A 16257-nucleotide genomic window follows, 5' to 3' on the forward strand; every position below is an offset into this window, starting at 1 on the left:
GAAATGATGACCGCTCTTCCACCGCGAGGCAATGCCCGCTAATCTCACGCGCCCGCCCCGTCCGCAGAGGTCCCCGCCCCGCGAGGGAACGTCCGCCCCGGCGGGCGGCAGACACAGGAGGAGTGCCGTGGAGCCGAGGGAACCGTCCAGGCAGTCGCGGGAACGGCTCGCCGGCCTGCTCGACCCGGCCACCACCGTCCTGCTGACCGTCGAATGCCAGCGGGGCGTCGTGGGACCGGACAGCGCGCTGCCCGAACTCGCCGCGGCAGCCCGCTCCTCGGGGGCCCTCGCGAACATCGCCAGGCTCGTCGAGGCCGCCCACGGCAGCGGGGTCCAAGTGATGCACGCCGTCGCCGAGAGCCGTCCCGATGGACGAGGCGCCAACCGCAACGCCCGGCTCTTCCGCGCCGCCGCCCGACTGCCGGTCCAGCAGCACTCCGGCACCATGGCCGTCCGTGTCGCGCCTCCCGTCGAGGTGGCCGACGAGGACCTCGTCGTCCGCAGGCTGCACGGCCTCTCGCCGCTCGCCGGGACCGACGTCGACCCGCTGCTGCGCAACCTCGGCTGCCGCACCCTGATCATCACCGGGGTCTCGGCCAACGTGGCCGTCCCCAACGCCGTCTTCGACGCGGTCAACCTCGGCTACACGGCCGTCGTCCCGGCCGACGCCATCGCGGGGGTGCCCCTCGAGTACACCCCCGCCATGGTCCGCAACACCCTGGCCCTGGTCGCGACCATCACCAGCACCGACGTGATCCTGGCCGGCTGGCGGCGACCGCGCGGGCGGGGGGCCCGGTCCGCTACGCCAGCCTGATCGAGTCGCCGTCCACGGTGATCCGGCGCTCCGGCAGCGGCTGCGTGGCCGGACCGCCGGTCGGGCTGCCGGTGGCCGCGTCGAACGTGGAGTTGTGGCAGGGGCAGGTGATCGTACCGTCGGAGACGTCCTTGACCGCGCAGCCCTGGTGGGTGCACGTGGAGGAGAACGCCTTGAACTCGCCCGGCTGCGGCTGGGTCACCACGACCTTCTGCTCCGCGAAGACCACCCCGCCGCCCTCCGGAATCTCGGAGGCGGCGGCGAGCACTTCACCGCCCGCACCCTGGCCGTTCCTGCTGTCGCTCCCGGACTCCTCGACCCTGCCCGCGTCCCCGGGGGTGCCGGAGTCCTCCGAACTCTTCGATCCGCCGCACGCGGTGACGGCGGCGGCCACCCCGGCCACTCCCACCGCAGCGAAGACGGTGCGGCGTTCCAGGAGGGTCCGGCGCTCGGGGGCTGTGCTCATCGCGGCAGTCCTTTCGTCGGGGCTTCCGAGCCCGCCTGCCGCGGCCTCGGGGTGTCACCGGGAGTACGTGGGGCGGGGCGGCGGCGTTCGGCGCCGGGCGCCTCGGCTTGCCGGTGGCCCGGCGTCACCGCTCCGGCGGGAAGGGGATCGACGCCGGGAGGGAGTATCCGGCCTCGTCGTGACCGGGGCACAGACGGCTGTCGGCAAAGCGCCGTCGGCCCACCGGTCCGGTCGACGTCATCCGGGGCAGCCAGCACCGCCCGGGGTGCCGGAAACGCAGGTGGGACATGGCCTGACGCAGCACGCGTCGCTTCGGCAGCGGGGAGAGCATCAGCTGGGTGGTCATCTGACCGGCGGGGCAGACGCCGCACAGCCGGTAGGAGATCTCACCGACCACCCTGCGGTGCCGGACCAGGAGCAGGTGGTGCTCGGCGGATCCGTCCGACGCCGCGCAGTCCGTCCAGTGCGCCCCGCCCAGGGTGCGTGCTCCGCGCCGCCACCGGGCCCATTGCCGGCGGAGGGCGCCGAACCGCGGGGCCGGGGCGTCCGCTCTCCGGGGGCCGCGGTGCGCGGCGGCACCCGGAGAGCGGACGCCCACCGTGCGAGGTCGGTGGAGGGACGGGGCCAGGCCGAGATTACCCATGCCTCCTCTGGTGCCCCGCCACTCCTGCCTCATGTCACGGGGAGGTCATCGCCTGCGCGACGAACGGGTGCTCAGCGCGGAGCCGATCCCCGCCACGTGCAGCGCCAGCAGCATGAGGCCGATGAGCATGATGTTCGTCGAGGAGAAGACATCGTTGGTCGTGATGTCCGCCGCGTTGATCAGGAAGGCGATGAAGAACAGCACTGCCGCAGCGATACCGAGCATGGGGACGGTTCCTTTCGAACGTGTGAGTGAAGTGAATGGCGTGTGCCCGTCAATCGCCGAGTTAGACAGCACGGTTCCGCGCGTGCGGTGCGGGAGGTGTGCCGGGGGAGAGGGGGGCTGTTCTCCGGCGGAAACCGGGAGCGGTTCCCGCGGCGCCGCTCCGGTTCAGGTCTTCCGCGCGGGCGTCTCGCCGTCGACGTGGCGCAGTGAGTCGATCATGCTCCGCAGGATGCGGAACGCCTCCGCCTGATCGGTGCCGGACATTCCGGCCAGCATGCCGATCTCGATGGACCGGACCGCCGCTGTCGCCCTCTCCAGGCTCTCCCGGCCGCGCGGGGTGAGGTGGGCGGGGAGGGCCTTCCCGGTCGGGGCCACGGGTGGCCGGGTCACGTGACCTTCGCGCTCCAGGGCCTGGAGGAGCACGTTCATCGTCTGCCGGGTCACGAACGCGCCCCGGGCCAGTTCGGAGTTGGACAGGCCCGGCCGCTGCGCCAGCAGTTCGAGGCAGGAGTAGTGCGTCACGCTCATCCCGAGCGGCCGCAGCGCCTCCTCCATGGCCGTACGCAGGGCGCTCGACGCCTCCTTGAGCAGGTAGCCCAGTGAGGTGTCCAGGTCGATGCCGGTGCCGTCTTGCGTCATGTCAGAATTCTGACACACTAGTTCATGTCAGTTTCCTGACACGAACCAGAAGGAGCACCCCCATGCCCGTCACCGGCCCCGACTTCCTCTCGCTCCAGGTGCGCGACCTCGACGCGTCCCAGGCGTTCTACGAGCGTTACCTGGGCCTCGTCCGCGCTCCCGGCGGCCCCTCGCACGCCGTCGTCTTCGGGACGAAGCCCATCGCCTTCGCCCTGCGGGACATCGTCCCCGGAACCGATCTCGCGTCGGCCGCCCGGCCGGGTATCGGTACCGCGGTCTGGCTGCACGCCACCGATGTCCAGGCCATCCACGACGCGCTCGCGGCCGACGGCCACACCATCGCCTCCGCCCCGGTCGACGGCCCCTTCGGGCGGACGTTCACCTTCGCCGACCCGGACGGCTACCACGTGACGCTCCACGACCGCGCCTGAGCCGGTCCTCCGGCACCGGACGGGGGAGGGTCCGGCGCCGGGCGCGGGAGGGGCCGCGTGACGGCGGACCGGGCCCCGACCGCTCGCCCGGCGCGGTTCAGAACGCGTATCTGATCCGCAGCCACGGCGCGTGGGCCGCGATCAGTTCGCGCAGCCGCACGATGGCCCGGTGCTTGACCTCGCGGTCGTAGCGGACGTTGACCGCGCCGTTCTGCGAGCGCTTGGTCTCCTGCGCGGCGGGCTGCCACAGCAGCTCCTCGGCCCGGGGGTGCCAGCCGAGGTTCACCTCGTGCAGCTGCTCGTTGTGGGTCAGCAGGATGACCTCGGCGGCGGCCTGCTCCTTCACCCGGGCGGGCACCACGTCGTCGAGCTGGACGAGCAGCTCCGCCCAGTCCCGCTGCCAGCCGGACCGCAGCACCACCGGCGAGAGGTTGAAGTGCACCTCGTAGCCCGCGTCCAGGAAGTCGGCCGCGGCCGCGATGCGCCGGGCCACCGGGCTGGTGCGGATGTCCAGCAGGCGGGAGTCGTCGTGCGGCATCAGGGAGAACCGCACCCGGGTACGGCCCCGCGGGTCCAGGTCCAGCAGGTCGGGGTTGACGAACTTGGTGGCGAACGACGCCTTCGCGGTGGGCAGCGCGCGGAACGCCGCGATCAGGTCCGCGGTGTTGTCGCAGATCAGGGCGTCCACCGAGCAGTCGCCGTTCTCCCCGATGTCGTACACCCAGGCGTGCGGATCGCACTGGTTGGGCTCCGGTTTGGGCCCCTGGGCCCGTACGTGCCGCTGGAGGTGGGCGACGATCGCCTCGATGTTGGTGAACAGGGTGACCGGGTTGGCGTACCCCTTGCGGCGGGGCACGTAGCAGTACGCGCACGCCATGGCGCAGCCGTTGGACGCTCCGGGGGCGATCCAGTCGGCGGACCTCCCGTTCGGGCGGGTGGTCAGGCTCTGCCGGACGCCCAGGACCAGCGTCTCGCGCTTGATCCTGGTCCAGCGGGAGACGCTGCCCGCGTTCCCGTGGAGCGAGGGGATGCGCCAGTGCCCGGCCACCTCGGTGACGGGCACGCCCGGCAGCCGCGCCAGGATCTGCTGCCCGCGCGGGGAGGCGAGGGCGGCCGGTTCCCCGTACACCTCCCGGATGTCCAGCATGCGCCGGGCCTCCGCGCTGCCGCGGAAGGAGTTCTCGTCCTGCGGGGGCGGGGCGGGGGCGGTGTCGGCCCAGCCGAAGAGGGCCTGCTGGCCCGGTTCCTCGTCCGGCTCGGACCCGCCTGGATTCGGCTGCACGGCACTGCTCCTGATCCGGTGTCCTCGGGGCTGCTGGTCCTGGGTTCTCTCGTCGCACTGCCGCCTGCCGCGCGGCCACTCTCCGGGCGACGACGGCAGCCTGACCACGGGCCCTGGGCGGACCCGACCCTACGCCGGCTCCCGCGGCCGGGCCGTCACGACGCGGCCGTACGGCGCGGCCCGGCGACGGGCGAGCGTGTACCGCCGCGTCCCGCGCCACCGCCGGGCGCGGGTCCGCACCGCGCGATCGCCGGGCCGGTGAACCGCGCTTTGCATCCTGCGCAACCGGGGGTTGACCGATGCGGAATGTGTCTCTACGTTTCTCGCAACCCGCTGGTGTATCGATTAACCAGCGTCGTCGCCCCCTGGTTGGAGACATCTCGCTGTGCGCTCACCCCTGAGTCGGCGCGGCTTCCTCGGTGCAGGCTCCGGTCTCGCCGCCGCCACCGCGTTCCCCGCCCTGTCCGGTTGCTCCGCTCTCGCCTCGGCCGATTCCGACCCCGGAACCCTGGTCGTCCACACCCAGCTCGGCACCACCGCCCCCGGGTCGCCCACCTACCGCGCGCTGGTCAAGGAGTTCCACGCGGAACACCCCGGCCTGCGCATCAAGAACCTGGTCAACGGCGACGACCTGCCCCAGGTGTACGAGACCTCCCGGCTGGCACGCAAGGAGCCGGACGTCGTCATGGTCAACCTGTACGACAAGACGCTGGCCTGGACCGATGTGGGGGCGACCGTCGACGTCCGGGAGTACCTGGACGACTGGGGGCTGCGGGGGCGGGTGCTACCCGCCGCGCTCAAGGAGTGGACCGACGACGAGGGGCGGCTGCGCGCCTTCCCCTACTTCGCCGCCAACTGGCCCGTCGCCTTCAACACCACCCTGCTGGAGAGGGCCGGGATCGGTTCCGTCCCCACCACCGGGGACCAGCTCATCGGCGCGGCCCGCAAGCTGCGCGCGAAGGGCGTCGCCCCCGTCACCGTCGGGGGCAACGACTGGACCGGGCAGAAGCTGCTCGCCCAGATCATCCAGACCTTCCTCACCCCCGAGGAGGCGCGGGAGGTCTACACGAGCGGCGACTTCGGCGGCCGGGGCGTGCGCCAGGGCATCGACTACTTCGTCGAACTGCGGGACGCGGGCGTCTTCGCCGACAAGGCGCAGGGGCTCACCTCGGACAGCATGACCACCCAGTACAACACCGAGGCCGCCGCGATCCAGTCGGCGATGTCCTCCGCGCTGGCCAAGGTCCCGGCGAGGACCGCCGCGCACAGCGAGGTCGGCGGCTGGCCGATCACCCCGGGGGCGGCCCACACCAGGCCCACCATCATGCGCTCGTACACCCTCATCGGCTTCTGGATCAGCCCCAACGGGGTCAGGAAGATCCCGGCCGTCGAGAAGTTCCTGCGGTTCATGTACCGGCCCGAGACCGTCTCGCGCTTCATCACCGAGAGCGGGCGGGACATGGCCCTGGTGACGGACACCGTCAGCAAGGACTTCCCGCTGGTCGCGGCCGCCCAGCGGCTCGGCGACCGGGTGGACCAGGTGCTCCTGCCCGACCTGTACGTCCCGCCGACGGCGACCCAGCCGCTGATCACGGCGACCAGCACGGCCTTCACCCGCGGCACGGACGCGGCCACCGTGCGCTCCGTCCTCGAATCCGCCTACCGCACGGGCTGAACCCCCGCGCCCGAGTCCCCAGGGGGATTCCCATGACGTTGCTGTCGTCCGCCCCCGGCGGCGCTAAGGCCGCCCTGAGCGCTCCGCGGACTCCCGCACCCGCCGGACGTCGCCGGCAGGGCGGAGTGATCCTCGCCGTCCCGGCTCTCGTCTGGTACCTGCTCTTCATGGTCGGCCCGCTGGTCGCCATCTTCGTCATCGCCGCCCTGCACTGGCCCGGCATGCTCCAGCCGGTGTCCTTCGCCGGGCTCGGCAACGTCCGCACCGTGCTGGCCGACCCGGTGTTCGCCGACGCGGTGGCCAACACCGCCGTTCAGCTCGTCGTCGCCCTGCCGCTGATGATCGTCGGCGCGTACATGCTGGGCTACTACGTGGCGCAACGGCCGCCGGGCCACCGGTTCCTGCGCTATCTCCTCTTCATCCCGGGCCTGATCTCCACCCCGGCCAAGGCGATGGTCTTCTACGCGGTCCTCTCGCCGGACGGGCTCTTCAACGGGTTCCTGGACACGGTCGGCCTCTCCTCGCTGACCGACGCCTGGCTCGCCTCGCCCTCGACCGCGCTGGCCTGTCTCATCGTCCTGGACGTGTGGAGCGGCATCGGCTTCACCGCCGTCCTCTTCGCCGCCCGGCTGGGCAGTGTGCCGGACGAGATCGGGGAGGCCGCCCAGCTCGACGGGGCCGGACACTGGCGGGCGATGTGGCGCATCCACTTCCCCGTGATCCGGGACTTCGTGGGCGTCGTGACGATGCTCCAGTTCCTGTGGACGCTGTTCGGGTCGGCGCAGAACGTGCTGCTGCTCACCCAGGGCGGGCCGGGCTCGTCCTCGACGACGCTCTCCTTCCTCGTCTACCAGAAGGCGTTCATCGCGGCCGACCTCGGCTACAGCCAGACCGTGGGCGTGTTCCTGTTCCTGGTCGGCCTGGCCGGGCTGCTGACCATCCGTCGCGTCTTCCGCCAGAACTACTGATCGGAGCGGTCCCATGAAGTTCGGAAGGTCCTGGCTGCCCGCCCACCTCCTCGCCTGGCTGTACGCGGCCCTGCTCCTGGTCCCCCTCTACTACCTGCTGGTGTCGGCGTTCAAGACGAACGACCAGATCTTCGGCTCCCCCTTCGCCCTGCCCACCTCGCTCTCCCCGGACAATGTCACCGAGGCCTTCACCTCGGCCGGCCTCGGGTCGGCCGTCCTCAACTCCGGCCTGGTCACGGCCCTGGCGCTGGCGCTCACGCTGGCCCTGGCGATCCCGGCGGCGTTCGCCATCGCCCGTACGGAGGGAAGGCTCGGGGCGTTCGTGGAGCGGGTGTTCTCCCTCGGCTTCCTGGTGCCGACGTTCGCCGCGCTCTTCCCCACCTTCCTGCTCGCCGCCGCGACCGGCCTGTTCCACACCCGGGCCTTCATGGTGCTGTTCCTGCCCGCGACGGCGATGCCGCTGTCGGTGGTGATCCTGGTGCAGTTCATGCGGACGATCCCGCGCGAGATGGAGGAGGCCGCCCGCATCGACGGGGCGTCCACCTTCGCCGTACTGCGCCACGTGTACACCCCGATGTGCATGCCGGGCATCGCGACGATCCTGCTGCTGAACTTCCTGACCTTCTGGAACGAGTACCTCTACTCGCTCGTCATCATCGGCCCCGACCCCGAACTGCGGACCGTGCAGGTGGCGTTGCCGACCCTCAAGTCCCTCACCGGCACCGACTACGGCATCCTGACCGCGGGCACGGTGCTCACCCTCGTCCCGGTCTGGGCGGTGTACACCGTGCTGCAGAAACGCATGCAGCAGGCACTCGTCAGCGGGGCGGTGAAGATGTGAGGGAACGTTTTGAGGGGCGGCCGGGGACACGCGTCCGCCGCCCGGCGGGAACAGACGCGGGCACCGCGGCCCGGCCGACCATCAAGGCGGTGGCGGCCGCGGCGGGCGTCTCCACCGCCACGGTCTCCCAGGCGGTCAACGGGACCGGCCGGATCTCGGAGGCGACCCGCCGCCGGGTCCTGGCGGCGGCGGCCGACCTCGGCTGGTCGCCCAGCGCGTCGGCGACCGCGCTGCGCCGGGCCAGGACCCGGACGATCGCGCTCGTGGTGCGCCGCCCCACCGACGTCCTGGGCGCCGACCCCCACTTCAGCGAGCTGATCACCGGCCTGGAGGGCGAACTGGCCCCCCGCGGCTACGGTCTGCTGCTGCACCTGGTCCCGGACATGGCCGAGGAGGGCGCGCTGTACGAACGCCTCGTCGCCGAGGGCAGGATCGACGGGGCGGTGCTGACCGACGCCCGCGCCGACGACCCGCGCCCCGGCCTCCTCCAGGGCCTCGGGCTGCCCGCCGTCCTGCTCGGCGCCCCCGACCCCGCCGCACCGGTGCCCGGGGTGGGCCTCGGGCAGCAGGGCGCGGGCGTCCGGGAGGCCGTCGCCCACCTGCTGGAGCGGGGCCACCGGCGTATCGCCTACATCGCGGGTCCCGCCGACCTGGTGCACTCCGGAGTGCGGCGGGCGGCGTTCGAGGAGGCGCTGGCCGAGGCGGGGTTGCGACCCGCGGCCGTCCGGCACACCGACTTCACCGAGCGGGCCGCCGTCACCGTCACCGCCGAACTCCTCGCGCTCCCGGACCGGCCGACCGCCCTGGTCTTCCCCAACGACTCCATGGCCGTCTGCGGGATGGGCGCGGCCCAGCGCGCCGGACTGCGGGTGCCCGACGACGTCTCCGTCGTCGGCTACGACAACCTGCCGCTCGGCCGCTGGCTCCACCCCCGCCTCACCACGGTGGACCAGCAGGTCCAGCGGGTCGGCGCGGCCGCCGCCCGCACCCTGCTCGCCCGGTGCGGCGAGAGGGTCCCCGCCCCCCTCCTGGACGGGCGGCCCCGCCTGGTCGCCCGGGAGTCGACCGGCCCGGCCCCCGCAGGGCCGCGCTCATGACCGCCGCCCCGCGCACCGCACGCGGGCCGCCCGGCCCGCCCCGTACCACCGTCGGCCGCACCCTTGCCGCGACCGGCACCCCGACCCCGTACCGCCGAGAGCATCCGAGAAGGATCATGCGACGCCACAGCGCCCAGCTCACCCATGACCACGCCGTGCTGCCCTGGCTCGGCGCCAACTTCTGGTCCCGCACCGGCGGGCCCCTTATGTGGCGGAACTACGACCCGGGCACGGTGCGCGAGGAGCTGGCCGTGCTGCGGGAGCACGGCCTGACCATGACCCGCTCCTTCTTCTACTGGCCGGACTTCCACCCCGAGCCCGGCCGGATCGACGAGGAACTCTGCGACCGCTTCCGGGACTTCCTCGACGCCCACACCGAGGCGGGCCTGGGGACCGTCCCGACGTTCATCGTCGGCCACATGTCGGGGGAGAACTGGGACCCGGTCTGGCGCGGCGGTCGGGACCTCTACGAGGACGTGTGGCTGGTCGGGCGGCAGGCCTGGTTCGTCTCGCAGATGACCCGGCGGTTCAAGGACCACCCCGCCGTCACCGGCTGGCTGATCACCAACGAGATGCCCGGCTACGGGCGGATCTACCAGGAGAACCCGCCCGCCGGGGACGTCGTGACGGCCTGGGCGCAGTTCATGTGCGACGCCGTCCGCGCCGCGGGCGGCACCCAGCCGGTGTCGCTGGGCGACGGGGCGTGGGGCATCGAGGTCACCGGCCGCGACAACGGGTTCTCGCTGCGCGACACCGCCGAGTACGTCGACTTCGTCGGCCCGCACGTCTACCGCTCGGACACCGACCGCCCCCGGCAGCACTACCGGGCCGCCTTCGAGTGCGAACTCGCCGCCGTCACCGGGCAGCCGGTGGTGCTGGAGGAGTTCGGCCTCTCCACCGACACCGTCTCCGGGGCCAACGCGGGCGTCTTCTACCGGCAGACCCTGCACAACTCGCTGCTCGGCGGCGCGACCGGCTGGATCGCCTGGAACAACACGGACTACGACGGCCTGTGGGACCAGTCCCCCTACGACCACCACCCCTTCGAGATGCACTTCGGCATCACCGACAGCTCCGGCCGCCCCAAGGAGCCGCTGCGTGAACTGGGCGCATTCGCGCGGGTGTTGAAGCAGGTCGACTTCCCCCGCTGCCGACGCGCCGACGCGGACGCCGCGCTCGTGGTGCCCGCCTTCCTGGAGCGCGGCTACCCCTACAGCCGCCCCGCGGACCGGCCGCTGATCTTCACCTCCCTGCACCAGGGGTACGTCGCGGCGCGCGCCGCCGACCTGCCGGTCGCGTTGGCCCGGGAGGCCGACGGACTGCCCGAGGACGCGGCGCTCTACCTCCTGCCGTCGACCCGGCAGTTCACCACCCGCACCCGCCGGACGCTGGAGCGCCGGGCCCGGGAGGGCGCCACGGTCTATCTGTCGTTCTGCTCGGGCGAACACCCGGGCACCCGCGGACCGTGGTTCGACGACCTCGACGGACTGTTCGGCGTGGAGCTCCAGCTGTCGTACGGCGTAGCGGAGCCGATCGAGGACGACGTCCTGACGATGACGTTCACCGAGGACTTCGGGACCATCGCCCAGGGGGAGACCCTGACCTTCCCGGTCGCCGGGAACGAGGACAGCCGCGCCTACCTCCCGGTCGTCCCCCGGGGCGCCCGCGTCGTCGCCACCGACGCGCACGGCCGCCCCGCGCTGCTGTGCCACGACCTCGGGGAGGGCCGCGCGGTCCTGGCCACCTACCCGCTGGAACACATGGCGGCCCGCACCGCCCGCGTCAACCCGGAGCGGACGCACCGCCTGTACGCCGCGCTCGCCCAGGTCGCCGGAGCGGCCCGGCCGGTCACGGTGGACAGTCCGTACGTCGCCGCCGACACCCTCGTGCACGAGGACGGCAGGCGCTTCGTCTGGCTGGTCAGCCAGTCCGAGACCGAGCTGACCGTGCGCCCGGCGGCCGACGGCGTACTGCACGGCCTGGACGACGGGGAACCGCTGCACGAGGTGACGCTGCCGCCGTACGGGGTGCGCGTCCTGGAACAGCGCTGAACCCCTCCACCCCGAGCGACCCGCGACCGCCTCCACCGTCAGCCCAGGAGCCCCCGTCATGGCCGAACCCCGCTACCGCGACCCCGCCGCCCCCGTCGCCACCCGGGTGCGCGACCTGCTCGGGCGGATGACCCTCACCGAGAAGGTGGGGCAGGTCAACCAGCGGATGTACGGCTGGCACGCCTACGAGGCGACGCCCGCCGGACACCGGCTGACCGACGCCTTCCGCGCCGAGGTCGCCGCCTTCGACGGGATGGGCGCGCTGTACGGCCTGCAACGCGCCGACCCCTGGTCGGGGGTGACGGCCGGGACCGGCATCGGCGCGGGGGACGGTGCGCGGGTCTCCGACGCCGTGCAGCGCCACGTCGTGGAGAACACCCGCCTGGGCATCCCGGTCCTGATGGTGGAGGAGATGCCGCACGGCCACCAGGCGCTGGACGGCACCCTGCTGCCGGTGAACCTGGCGGTCGGGGCCACCTGGAACCCGGAGCTGTACGAGGCTGCGGTAGCCTCGGCCGCCGCACAACTGCGCGCCCGGGGCGGACATGTGGCCCTGGTCTCCGCGCTGGACCTGGTGCGCGACCCGCGCTGGGGCAGGTCGGAGGAGTGCTTCGGCGAAGACCCCTACCTGGCGGCCCGCTTCACCGAGGCGCTGGTGCGCGGGGCCCAGGGGCCGCCCGGGGAGCGGATCGCGCCCGACCGGGCGGCCGTCGTGCTCAAGCACTTGGCGGGCCAGGGGGCGACCGTCGGCGGGCGCAACAGCGCGGCCACCGAGCTGGGCGCCCGGGAACTCCACGAGATCCACCTGGAGGCGGCGCTCGCCGGGGTCCGGGCCGGGGCGGCCGGAGTGATGGCCGCGTACAACGAGTTCGACGGGCTGCCCTGCGCCGCCAACCGGGAGCTGCTGACCGGCATCCTGCGGGAGAAGTGGGGGTTCGACGGGGTGGTCATGGCCGACGGGCTGGCCCTGGACCGGCTGGTGCGGCTCGCCGGGGACCCGGCGGCCGCCGGGGCGATGGCGCTCGCCGCCGGTACCGACCTGAGCCTGTGGGACGACTGCTTCCCCCGCCTGGCGGAGGCGGTCGACCGGGGGCTCGTCGATCGGACGGCCCTCGACGCGGCGGTGGGCCGGGTCCTGGCGCTGAAGTTCCGGCTGGGCCTCTTCGAGCAGCCGTACACCGGGCAGCGCCCGCCGGTCGCCGGACCGCGTGAGCTGAGCGAGCGCCTCGCCCGGGAGTCGGTCACCCTCCTCGCGCACGACGGGGTGACGCTGCCCTTCACCGCCCGGACCCGGATCGCGGTCCTCGGCCCGAACGCCGACTCCGTACCGCAGCAGCTCGGCGACTACACCGCCCCCCAGCGCCCCGGCACCGGCGTCAGCCTCCTCGACGGGCTGCGGGCGGCCGCACCGGCGGACACCGAGATCGTCCACGCCCGGGGCTGCGACCTCGTCGGGGCGGACCGGTCCGGGATCCCGGAGGCGGTGGCGGCGGCGTCCGGGGCGGACGCCGCCGTGCTGGCGCTCGGCGGGTCCAGTGCCCGCGCCGCCGAGACGCACTTCGACGCCAACGGCGCGGCCCGGGTCACCGGCGACCCCGGCGCAATGACCTGCGGCGAAGGGGTGGACCTGGCCGAACTCGCCCTCCCCGCCGGGCAGTCGGCGCTCCTCGACGCGGTCGCGGCGACGGGCGTGCCGGTGGTGGTCGTGCTGGTCCAGGGGCGGCCGCACGCGCTGTCGGACCTGACCGGACGGGCGGCTGCGGTGCTCAGCGCCTGGTACCCGGGCCCCTGGGGCGGGCGCGCGGTGGCCGACGTGCTGCTCGGCGCGGCGGAGCCCCTCGGTCGGCTCCCGGTCTCCGTACCCCGCTCGGCCGCCCACCTGCCGGTCTACTACAACGTTAAGGACCACGGCTACCGGGGCTACGTCGACCAGCCCGCCACCGCCCGGTACACCTTCGGACACGGCCTCTCCTACACCACGGTGGAGTACGGCGCCCCGCGCCTCACCCGGCCGGAGGCCGCCGTGACCGCGTTCGGCGCGGGCCGCGACGGGGCGCCGGTGAGCTGCGTGGTGGAGGTGCGCAACACGGGGGAGAGGCCGGTGCGGGAGACGGTCCAGCTCTACGTACGCCGTGTGCTCGGCGGAACGTCCTGGCCCCGGGTGCGGGAACTGCGCGGCTTCCGGCGCGTCGACCTCGCGCCCGGGGAGGCCGCCGAGGTCACCTTCCCGGTCGACGCCCAGGTACTGGCCTCGGTCTCCCGGTCGGGGGACCGGGTGGTGGAGGCCGGTGAGTTCGCCATCGGGACCGGCCCCTCCTCGGCCGGCACGCGGGAGGCCCGGCTCACCGTGCACCCGGCCGCCCCGCCGCGCGGACGGCGTTAGGCGCGGCGATCGTGGGGTACCCCTGTGCGGACAAAACCGGTCAGGACGTACGCGGAACGAGGAACACATGCAGGTGGGATACAAGCTGGCCGCAGAGGCCTTCGGCCCGGCGGAGCTGGTCAGGCAGGCCGTACGCGCCGAGGAGGCGGGCTTCGACTTCGTCGAGATCAGCGACCACTTCCACCCCTGGCTCGACAACCAGGGCCATTCGCCGTTCGCCTGGACGGTGCTGGGAAGCATCGCCGCGAAGACCACCCGGATCGGCCTGGCGACCGGGGTGACCTGCCCGACCGTGCGCTACCACCCCGCCGTCATCGCCCAGGCCGCCGCCACCCTCGCCCTGCTCTCGGAGGGCCGCTTCGTCCTGGGAGTCGGCTCCGGCGAGCGGCTGAACGAGCACGTCGTCGGCCCCGGCTACCCCGACGCGGTCAGCACCCGCCACGAGATGCTCATCGAGGCCCTGGAGATCATCCGGCTGCTGTGGAGCGGCGGCTACCGGTCCTACGAGGGCAAGCACCTGCGTCTCCAGGACGCCCGGGTCTTCGACCTCCCCGACGAACTGCCCCTGATCGCCGTGGCCGCCAGCGGCAAGGAGTCGGTCCGGCTCGCCGCCGGACTGGGGGACGCCCTGTTCGCCACCGAGGACAAGCCCGGCATCGTCCGGGGTTACCGCGAGGCCGGCGGCACCGGGCCCTGCTACGCGGAGGTCCCGGTGGCCTGGGCGCCCGACGCTCACGCCGCCGCCCGCGCCGCCCACGAGACGTCACGGTGGGCGGTGACGGGCTGGAAGGTGATGAGTGAGCTGCCCAACCCGGTCAACTTCGAGGCCGCGACGACCACCGTGCGCGAGGAGGACATGCTGGAGAAGTTCGCCTGCGGAGCGGACCCCGACCGGTACGTGGAGGTGGCCCAGCCGTTCGTCGACGCGGGCTACGACCGGCTGGTCATGCAGAACGCGGGCCCCGACCCCGACGGCTTCATCGACTTCTACCGGAGCGAACTCGACAGCCGCATCCGGCAGTTGACCCCGAACACCCCGTGAGCCCGCGAACCACGGGAGGCGGCCGCCGGGCGGGCCGCGACGACCCGCCGACGGAGCGCTCAGGCCCGGACCGCACCGACGACGGCCGGTACGTCCTGATCGACGGGCGCCGCTGGCGGGCCACCGACCCGGACATCCCCGAGGCCGAGGCGGCCGCCCTGCGCTCCCACCTCATGGCGGCACGCCGGGCCGTGAAGGAGGCCGGCCGGGCCGACGACGACACCGCGCTGCGCCGGGCGCGGGAGAGGGTGCAGCGGTCCAAGGTCGCGCTGGGGGAGCGCGGTGACCCCTGGTGGGAGCAGTCCGCCGCCGAACGCGAGCGGCGCTGGAGCGAGGGCCTGCGCTGGCTGGAGGAGCACACCGGCCGCGGGTAGCGGACCGGAGCAGACGGACGCCGGACGGCGAGCGGAGCGTCCTGAGCGGCATCACCCGATCGAGTGAGCACGGATCGCGCGGTCGAGGGCACGAGAGGAACAACTGAAGGCGCGGCGGCAGTGACAGCCCGTCCGCTGCCGTCAGCCGGCGGGCGGCGAGGCCACGGGTAAGGGGAGTCCCGGAGCCGAGCGGCCCGCACCACCGCGAGCGCGCACCCGGGTTGAGTGATTCCGGCTCCCCCGCCGGCCCGGGGCGCGCTCGTCGGCGTGGAGCGCCGGGAGCCCTTACCCGCGCAGCACGGACAGGACCGCCTGCTCGGCGGCGCCCTGGGTCGCCGGAACACCCCAGGTCCCCTCGTCGCCGAGGTGCGGCAGCGCGGCGGCGATCGTGACGCCCTTCTCGTACAGCTCGACGATGCGCGGGTTGATGTAGGACGCGCGGCACACCGCCGGAGTGTTGCCCAGGTAGTGGGAGACCTCCCGGGCGGCGCGGGCGATGGCCTGGCGGCGCGCCGTCTCGCTGTGCGAGCTGCCCTGCGAGACGGCCAGCGCGATCGCCGCCATCACCGTGGCGTGCCAGGTCCGGAAGTCCTTCGCCGTGATCTCCAGACCGGCGACCTCCCGGAGATAGGCGTTGACGTCCTCACCGTTCACGTTGTGCCACGTGGGCCGCTCCCAGAAGGCGAGCAGCCGGTCGCCGCCGCCCCTCCTGCGGTTCATGGCGGTCAGACTGCGGCAGGCCAGCGGGTCCACGATGGCCTGCACCTGGTCCTTGCCGTGCTTACCGGTGTACGTGAGCGTCACCTTGCCCGCCTGGCACCGGGTGTGCGCGCGGGTGAGGGTGGTGAGTCCGTAGCTGTTGTTCAGCTCGGTGTAACGCTCGCTGCCGATACGGAAGAAGCCCAGGTCCAGCATGCGTACGGCGGTGGCCAGCACCCGCTGCCGGGTCAGCCCGCGATCGGCGAGATGGCCCTCGACGGTCTCCCGCAACGTCGGCAGCACCTCGGCGACGTCCAGGACGTGCTCGTGCTTGGCCATCTCCTGCTCGGCCCGGAACTGCGGGTGGTAGAGATACTGCCGCCGTCCCGCGGCGTCCGTGCCGACGGCCTGGAGATGCCCGTTGGCCTTCGTGCAGATCCACACCTCCCGCCAGGCGGGCGGAATGACCAGGGCGAGAATGCGCCGCCGTTGATCCTTGTCACGCAGTGACAGACCGGTCGGAGTCAGATACCGGAACCCCTTGCCGTGGTGCCGCCGCAGATATCCCGGGTCGGTGGGGCGGCTGTGGTACAAACGCAACGGTTTCTCCTTGTGGCACGCCCGCGG

Annotated in this window: 16 protein-coding genes; 10 read left to right on the forward strand and 6 right to left on the reverse strand. The window is 73.1% G+C overall.

From position 1 onward, the window contains the following. The first annotated feature begins 127 nt into the window (after nucleotides 1-127). A complete protein-coding gene (locus ACIRRU_RS14145) occupies nucleotides 128-814 on the forward strand; it encodes a cysteine hydrolase (RefSeq protein WP_403679718.1) in 687 nt (228 codons plus the stop codon). Here ACIRRU_RS14145 and ACIRRU_RS14150 read toward each other — a convergent pair. From ACIRRU_RS14150 to ACIRRU_RS14165, 4 genes are all read right to left on the reverse strand, one after another. Beyond that, on the reverse strand, nucleotides 801-1280 hold the full coding sequence (locus ACIRRU_RS14150) for a Rieske (2Fe-2S) protein (RefSeq protein ID WP_403679720.1): 480 nt from the start codon (nucleotides 1278-1280) through the stop codon (nucleotides 801-803). The two genes, ACIRRU_RS14145 and ACIRRU_RS14150, sit on opposite strands and share 14 nt — an antisense overlap. A 124-nt stretch (nucleotides 1281-1404) precedes the next feature. Then, nucleotides 1405-1923, reverse strand: a complete 519-nt coding sequence (locus ACIRRU_RS14155) for a hypothetical protein (protein WP_403679722.1) — start codon at nucleotides 1921-1923, stop codon at nucleotides 1405-1407. Nucleotides 1924-1968: 45 nt separating this feature from the next. Next, on the reverse strand, nucleotides 1969-2148 hold the full coding sequence (locus ACIRRU_RS14160; protein ID WP_363202131.1) for a hypothetical protein: 180 nt from the start codon (nucleotides 2146-2148) through the stop codon (nucleotides 1969-1971). Between the two features lie 165 nt (nucleotides 2149-2313). Continuing rightward, nucleotides 2314-2787 (reverse strand): MarR family winged helix-turn-helix transcriptional regulator, encoded by a 474-nt coding sequence (locus tag ACIRRU_RS14165; RefSeq protein WP_403679725.1) that lies wholly within the window; start codon nucleotides 2785-2787, stop codon nucleotides 2314-2316. 62 nt (nucleotides 2788-2849) lie between these two features. On the opposite strand from ACIRRU_RS14165, the gene ACIRRU_RS14170 reads away from it, so the two are divergent. Further along, nucleotides 2850-3218 (forward strand): VOC family protein, encoded by a 369-nt coding sequence (locus ACIRRU_RS14170; RefSeq protein ID WP_403679727.1) that lies wholly within the window; start codon nucleotides 2850-2852, stop codon nucleotides 3216-3218. A gap of 97 nt (nucleotides 3219-3315) precedes the next feature. Here ACIRRU_RS14170 and ACIRRU_RS14175 read toward each other — a convergent pair whose 3' ends face one another. Then, nucleotides 3316-4500 (reverse strand): spore photoproduct lyase family protein, encoded by a 1185-nt coding sequence (locus tag ACIRRU_RS14175; protein WP_403679730.1) that lies wholly within the window; start codon nucleotides 4498-4500, stop codon nucleotides 3316-3318. A gap of 385 nt (nucleotides 4501-4885) precedes the next feature. On the opposite strand from ACIRRU_RS14175, the gene ACIRRU_RS14180 reads away from it, so the two are divergent. From ACIRRU_RS14180 to ACIRRU_RS14215, 8 genes are all read left to right on the forward strand, one after another. After that, entirely contained in the window at nucleotides 4886-6175 is a 1290-nt protein-coding gene (locus ACIRRU_RS14180; protein WP_403679732.1) for an ABC transporter substrate-binding protein, read from the forward strand. Between the two features lie 32 nt (nucleotides 6176-6207). Beyond that, the gene (locus ACIRRU_RS14185; protein WP_403679735.1) at nucleotides 6208-7143 is read left to right on the forward strand and encodes a carbohydrate ABC transporter permease; all 936 of its coding nucleotides are present in this window, start codon (nucleotides 6208-6210) and stop codon (nucleotides 7141-7143) included. 13 nt (nucleotides 7144-7156) lie between these two features. Next, nucleotides 7157-7984: a carbohydrate ABC transporter permease gene (locus ACIRRU_RS14190; RefSeq protein ID WP_363202137.1), complete on the forward strand. Its 828-nt coding sequence runs from the start codon at nucleotides 7157-7159 to the stop codon at nucleotides 7982-7984. 89 nt (nucleotides 7985-8073) lie between these two features. After that, nucleotides 8074-9081, forward strand: coding sequence for a LacI family DNA-binding transcriptional regulator (locus ACIRRU_RS14195; RefSeq protein WP_403680229.1), 1008 nt, complete (start codon nucleotides 8074-8076; stop codon nucleotides 9079-9081). Nucleotides 9082-9197: 116 nt separating this feature from the next. Further along, nucleotides 9198-11132, forward strand: a complete 1935-nt coding sequence (locus tag ACIRRU_RS14200) for a cellulase family glycosylhydrolase (RefSeq protein WP_403679739.1) — start codon at nucleotides 9198-9200, stop codon at nucleotides 11130-11132. 58 nt (nucleotides 11133-11190) lie between these two features. Beyond that, nucleotides 11191-13515 (forward strand): glycoside hydrolase family 3 N-terminal domain-containing protein, encoded by a 2325-nt coding sequence (locus ACIRRU_RS14205; protein ID WP_403679741.1) that lies wholly within the window; start codon nucleotides 11191-11193, stop codon nucleotides 13513-13515. A gap of 67 nt (nucleotides 13516-13582) precedes the next feature. Further along, nucleotides 13583-14557, forward strand: a complete 975-nt coding sequence (locus ACIRRU_RS14210; protein WP_403679744.1) for a TIGR03557 family F420-dependent LLM class oxidoreductase — start codon at nucleotides 13583-13585, stop codon at nucleotides 14555-14557. Further along, on the forward strand, nucleotides 14554-14931 hold the full coding sequence (locus tag ACIRRU_RS14215) for a hypothetical protein (protein WP_403679746.1): 378 nt from the start codon (nucleotides 14554-14556) through the stop codon (nucleotides 14929-14931). The genes ACIRRU_RS14210 and ACIRRU_RS14215 overlap by 4 nt, the downstream gene beginning before the upstream one ends. A 285-nt stretch (nucleotides 14932-15216) precedes the next feature. Here ACIRRU_RS14215 and ACIRRU_RS14220 read toward each other — a convergent pair whose 3' ends face one another. Further along, nucleotides 15217-16230 carry a DNA topoisomerase IB gene (locus ACIRRU_RS14220; protein ID WP_403679749.1) on the reverse strand — a complete coding sequence of 338 codons (1014 nt, stop codon included), beginning with the start codon at nucleotides 16228-16230 and terminating at the stop codon, nucleotides 15217-15219. Nucleotides 16231-16257 lie beyond the last annotated feature (27 nt).

The sequence above is a fragment of the Streptomyces sp. NPDC101181 genome, from assembly GCF_044767975.1.
Taxonomy (GTDB): Bacteria; Actinomycetota; Actinomycetes; order Streptomycetales; family Streptomycetaceae; genus Streptomyces.

Bases quoted from the DNA above. Each gene is read 5' to 3' on its own strand.
- ACIRRU_RS14150 (WP_403679720.1), bottom strand. From the start codon at position 1,280: ATGAGCACAGCCCCCGAGCGCCGGACCCTCCTGGAACGCCGCACCGTC.
- ACIRRU_RS14155 (WP_403679722.1), bottom strand. From the start codon at position 1,923: ATGGGTAATCTCGGCCTGGCCCCGTCCCTCCACCGACCTCGCACGGTG.
- ACIRRU_RS14160 (WP_363202131.1), bottom strand. From the start codon at position 2,148: ATGCTCGGTATCGCTGCGGCAGTGCTGTTCTTCATCGCCTTCCTGATC.
- ACIRRU_RS14165 (WP_403679725.1), bottom strand. From the start codon at position 2,787: ATGACGCAAGACGGCACCGGCATCGACCTGGACACCTCACTGGGCTAC.
- ACIRRU_RS14170 (WP_403679727.1), top strand. From the start codon at position 2,850: ATGCCCGTCACCGGCCCCGACTTCCTCTCGCTCCAGGTGCGCGACCTC.
- ACIRRU_RS14185 (WP_403679735.1), top strand. From the start codon at position 6,208: ATGACGTTGCTGTCGTCCGCCCCCGGCGGCGCTAAGGCCGCCCTGAGC.
- ACIRRU_RS14190 (WP_363202137.1), top strand. From the start codon at position 7,157: ATGAAGTTCGGAAGGTCCTGGCTGCCCGCCCACCTCCTCGCCTGGCTG.
- ACIRRU_RS14200 (WP_403679739.1), top strand. From the start codon at position 9,198: ATGCGACGCCACAGCGCCCAGCTCACCCATGACCACGCCGTGCTGCCC.
- ACIRRU_RS14205 (WP_403679741.1), top strand. From the start codon at position 11,191: ATGGCCGAACCCCGCTACCGCGACCCCGCCGCCCCCGTCGCCACCCGG.
- ACIRRU_RS14210 (WP_403679744.1), top strand. From the start codon at position 13,583: ATGCAGGTGGGATACAAGCTGGCCGCAGAGGCCTTCGGCCCGGCGGAG.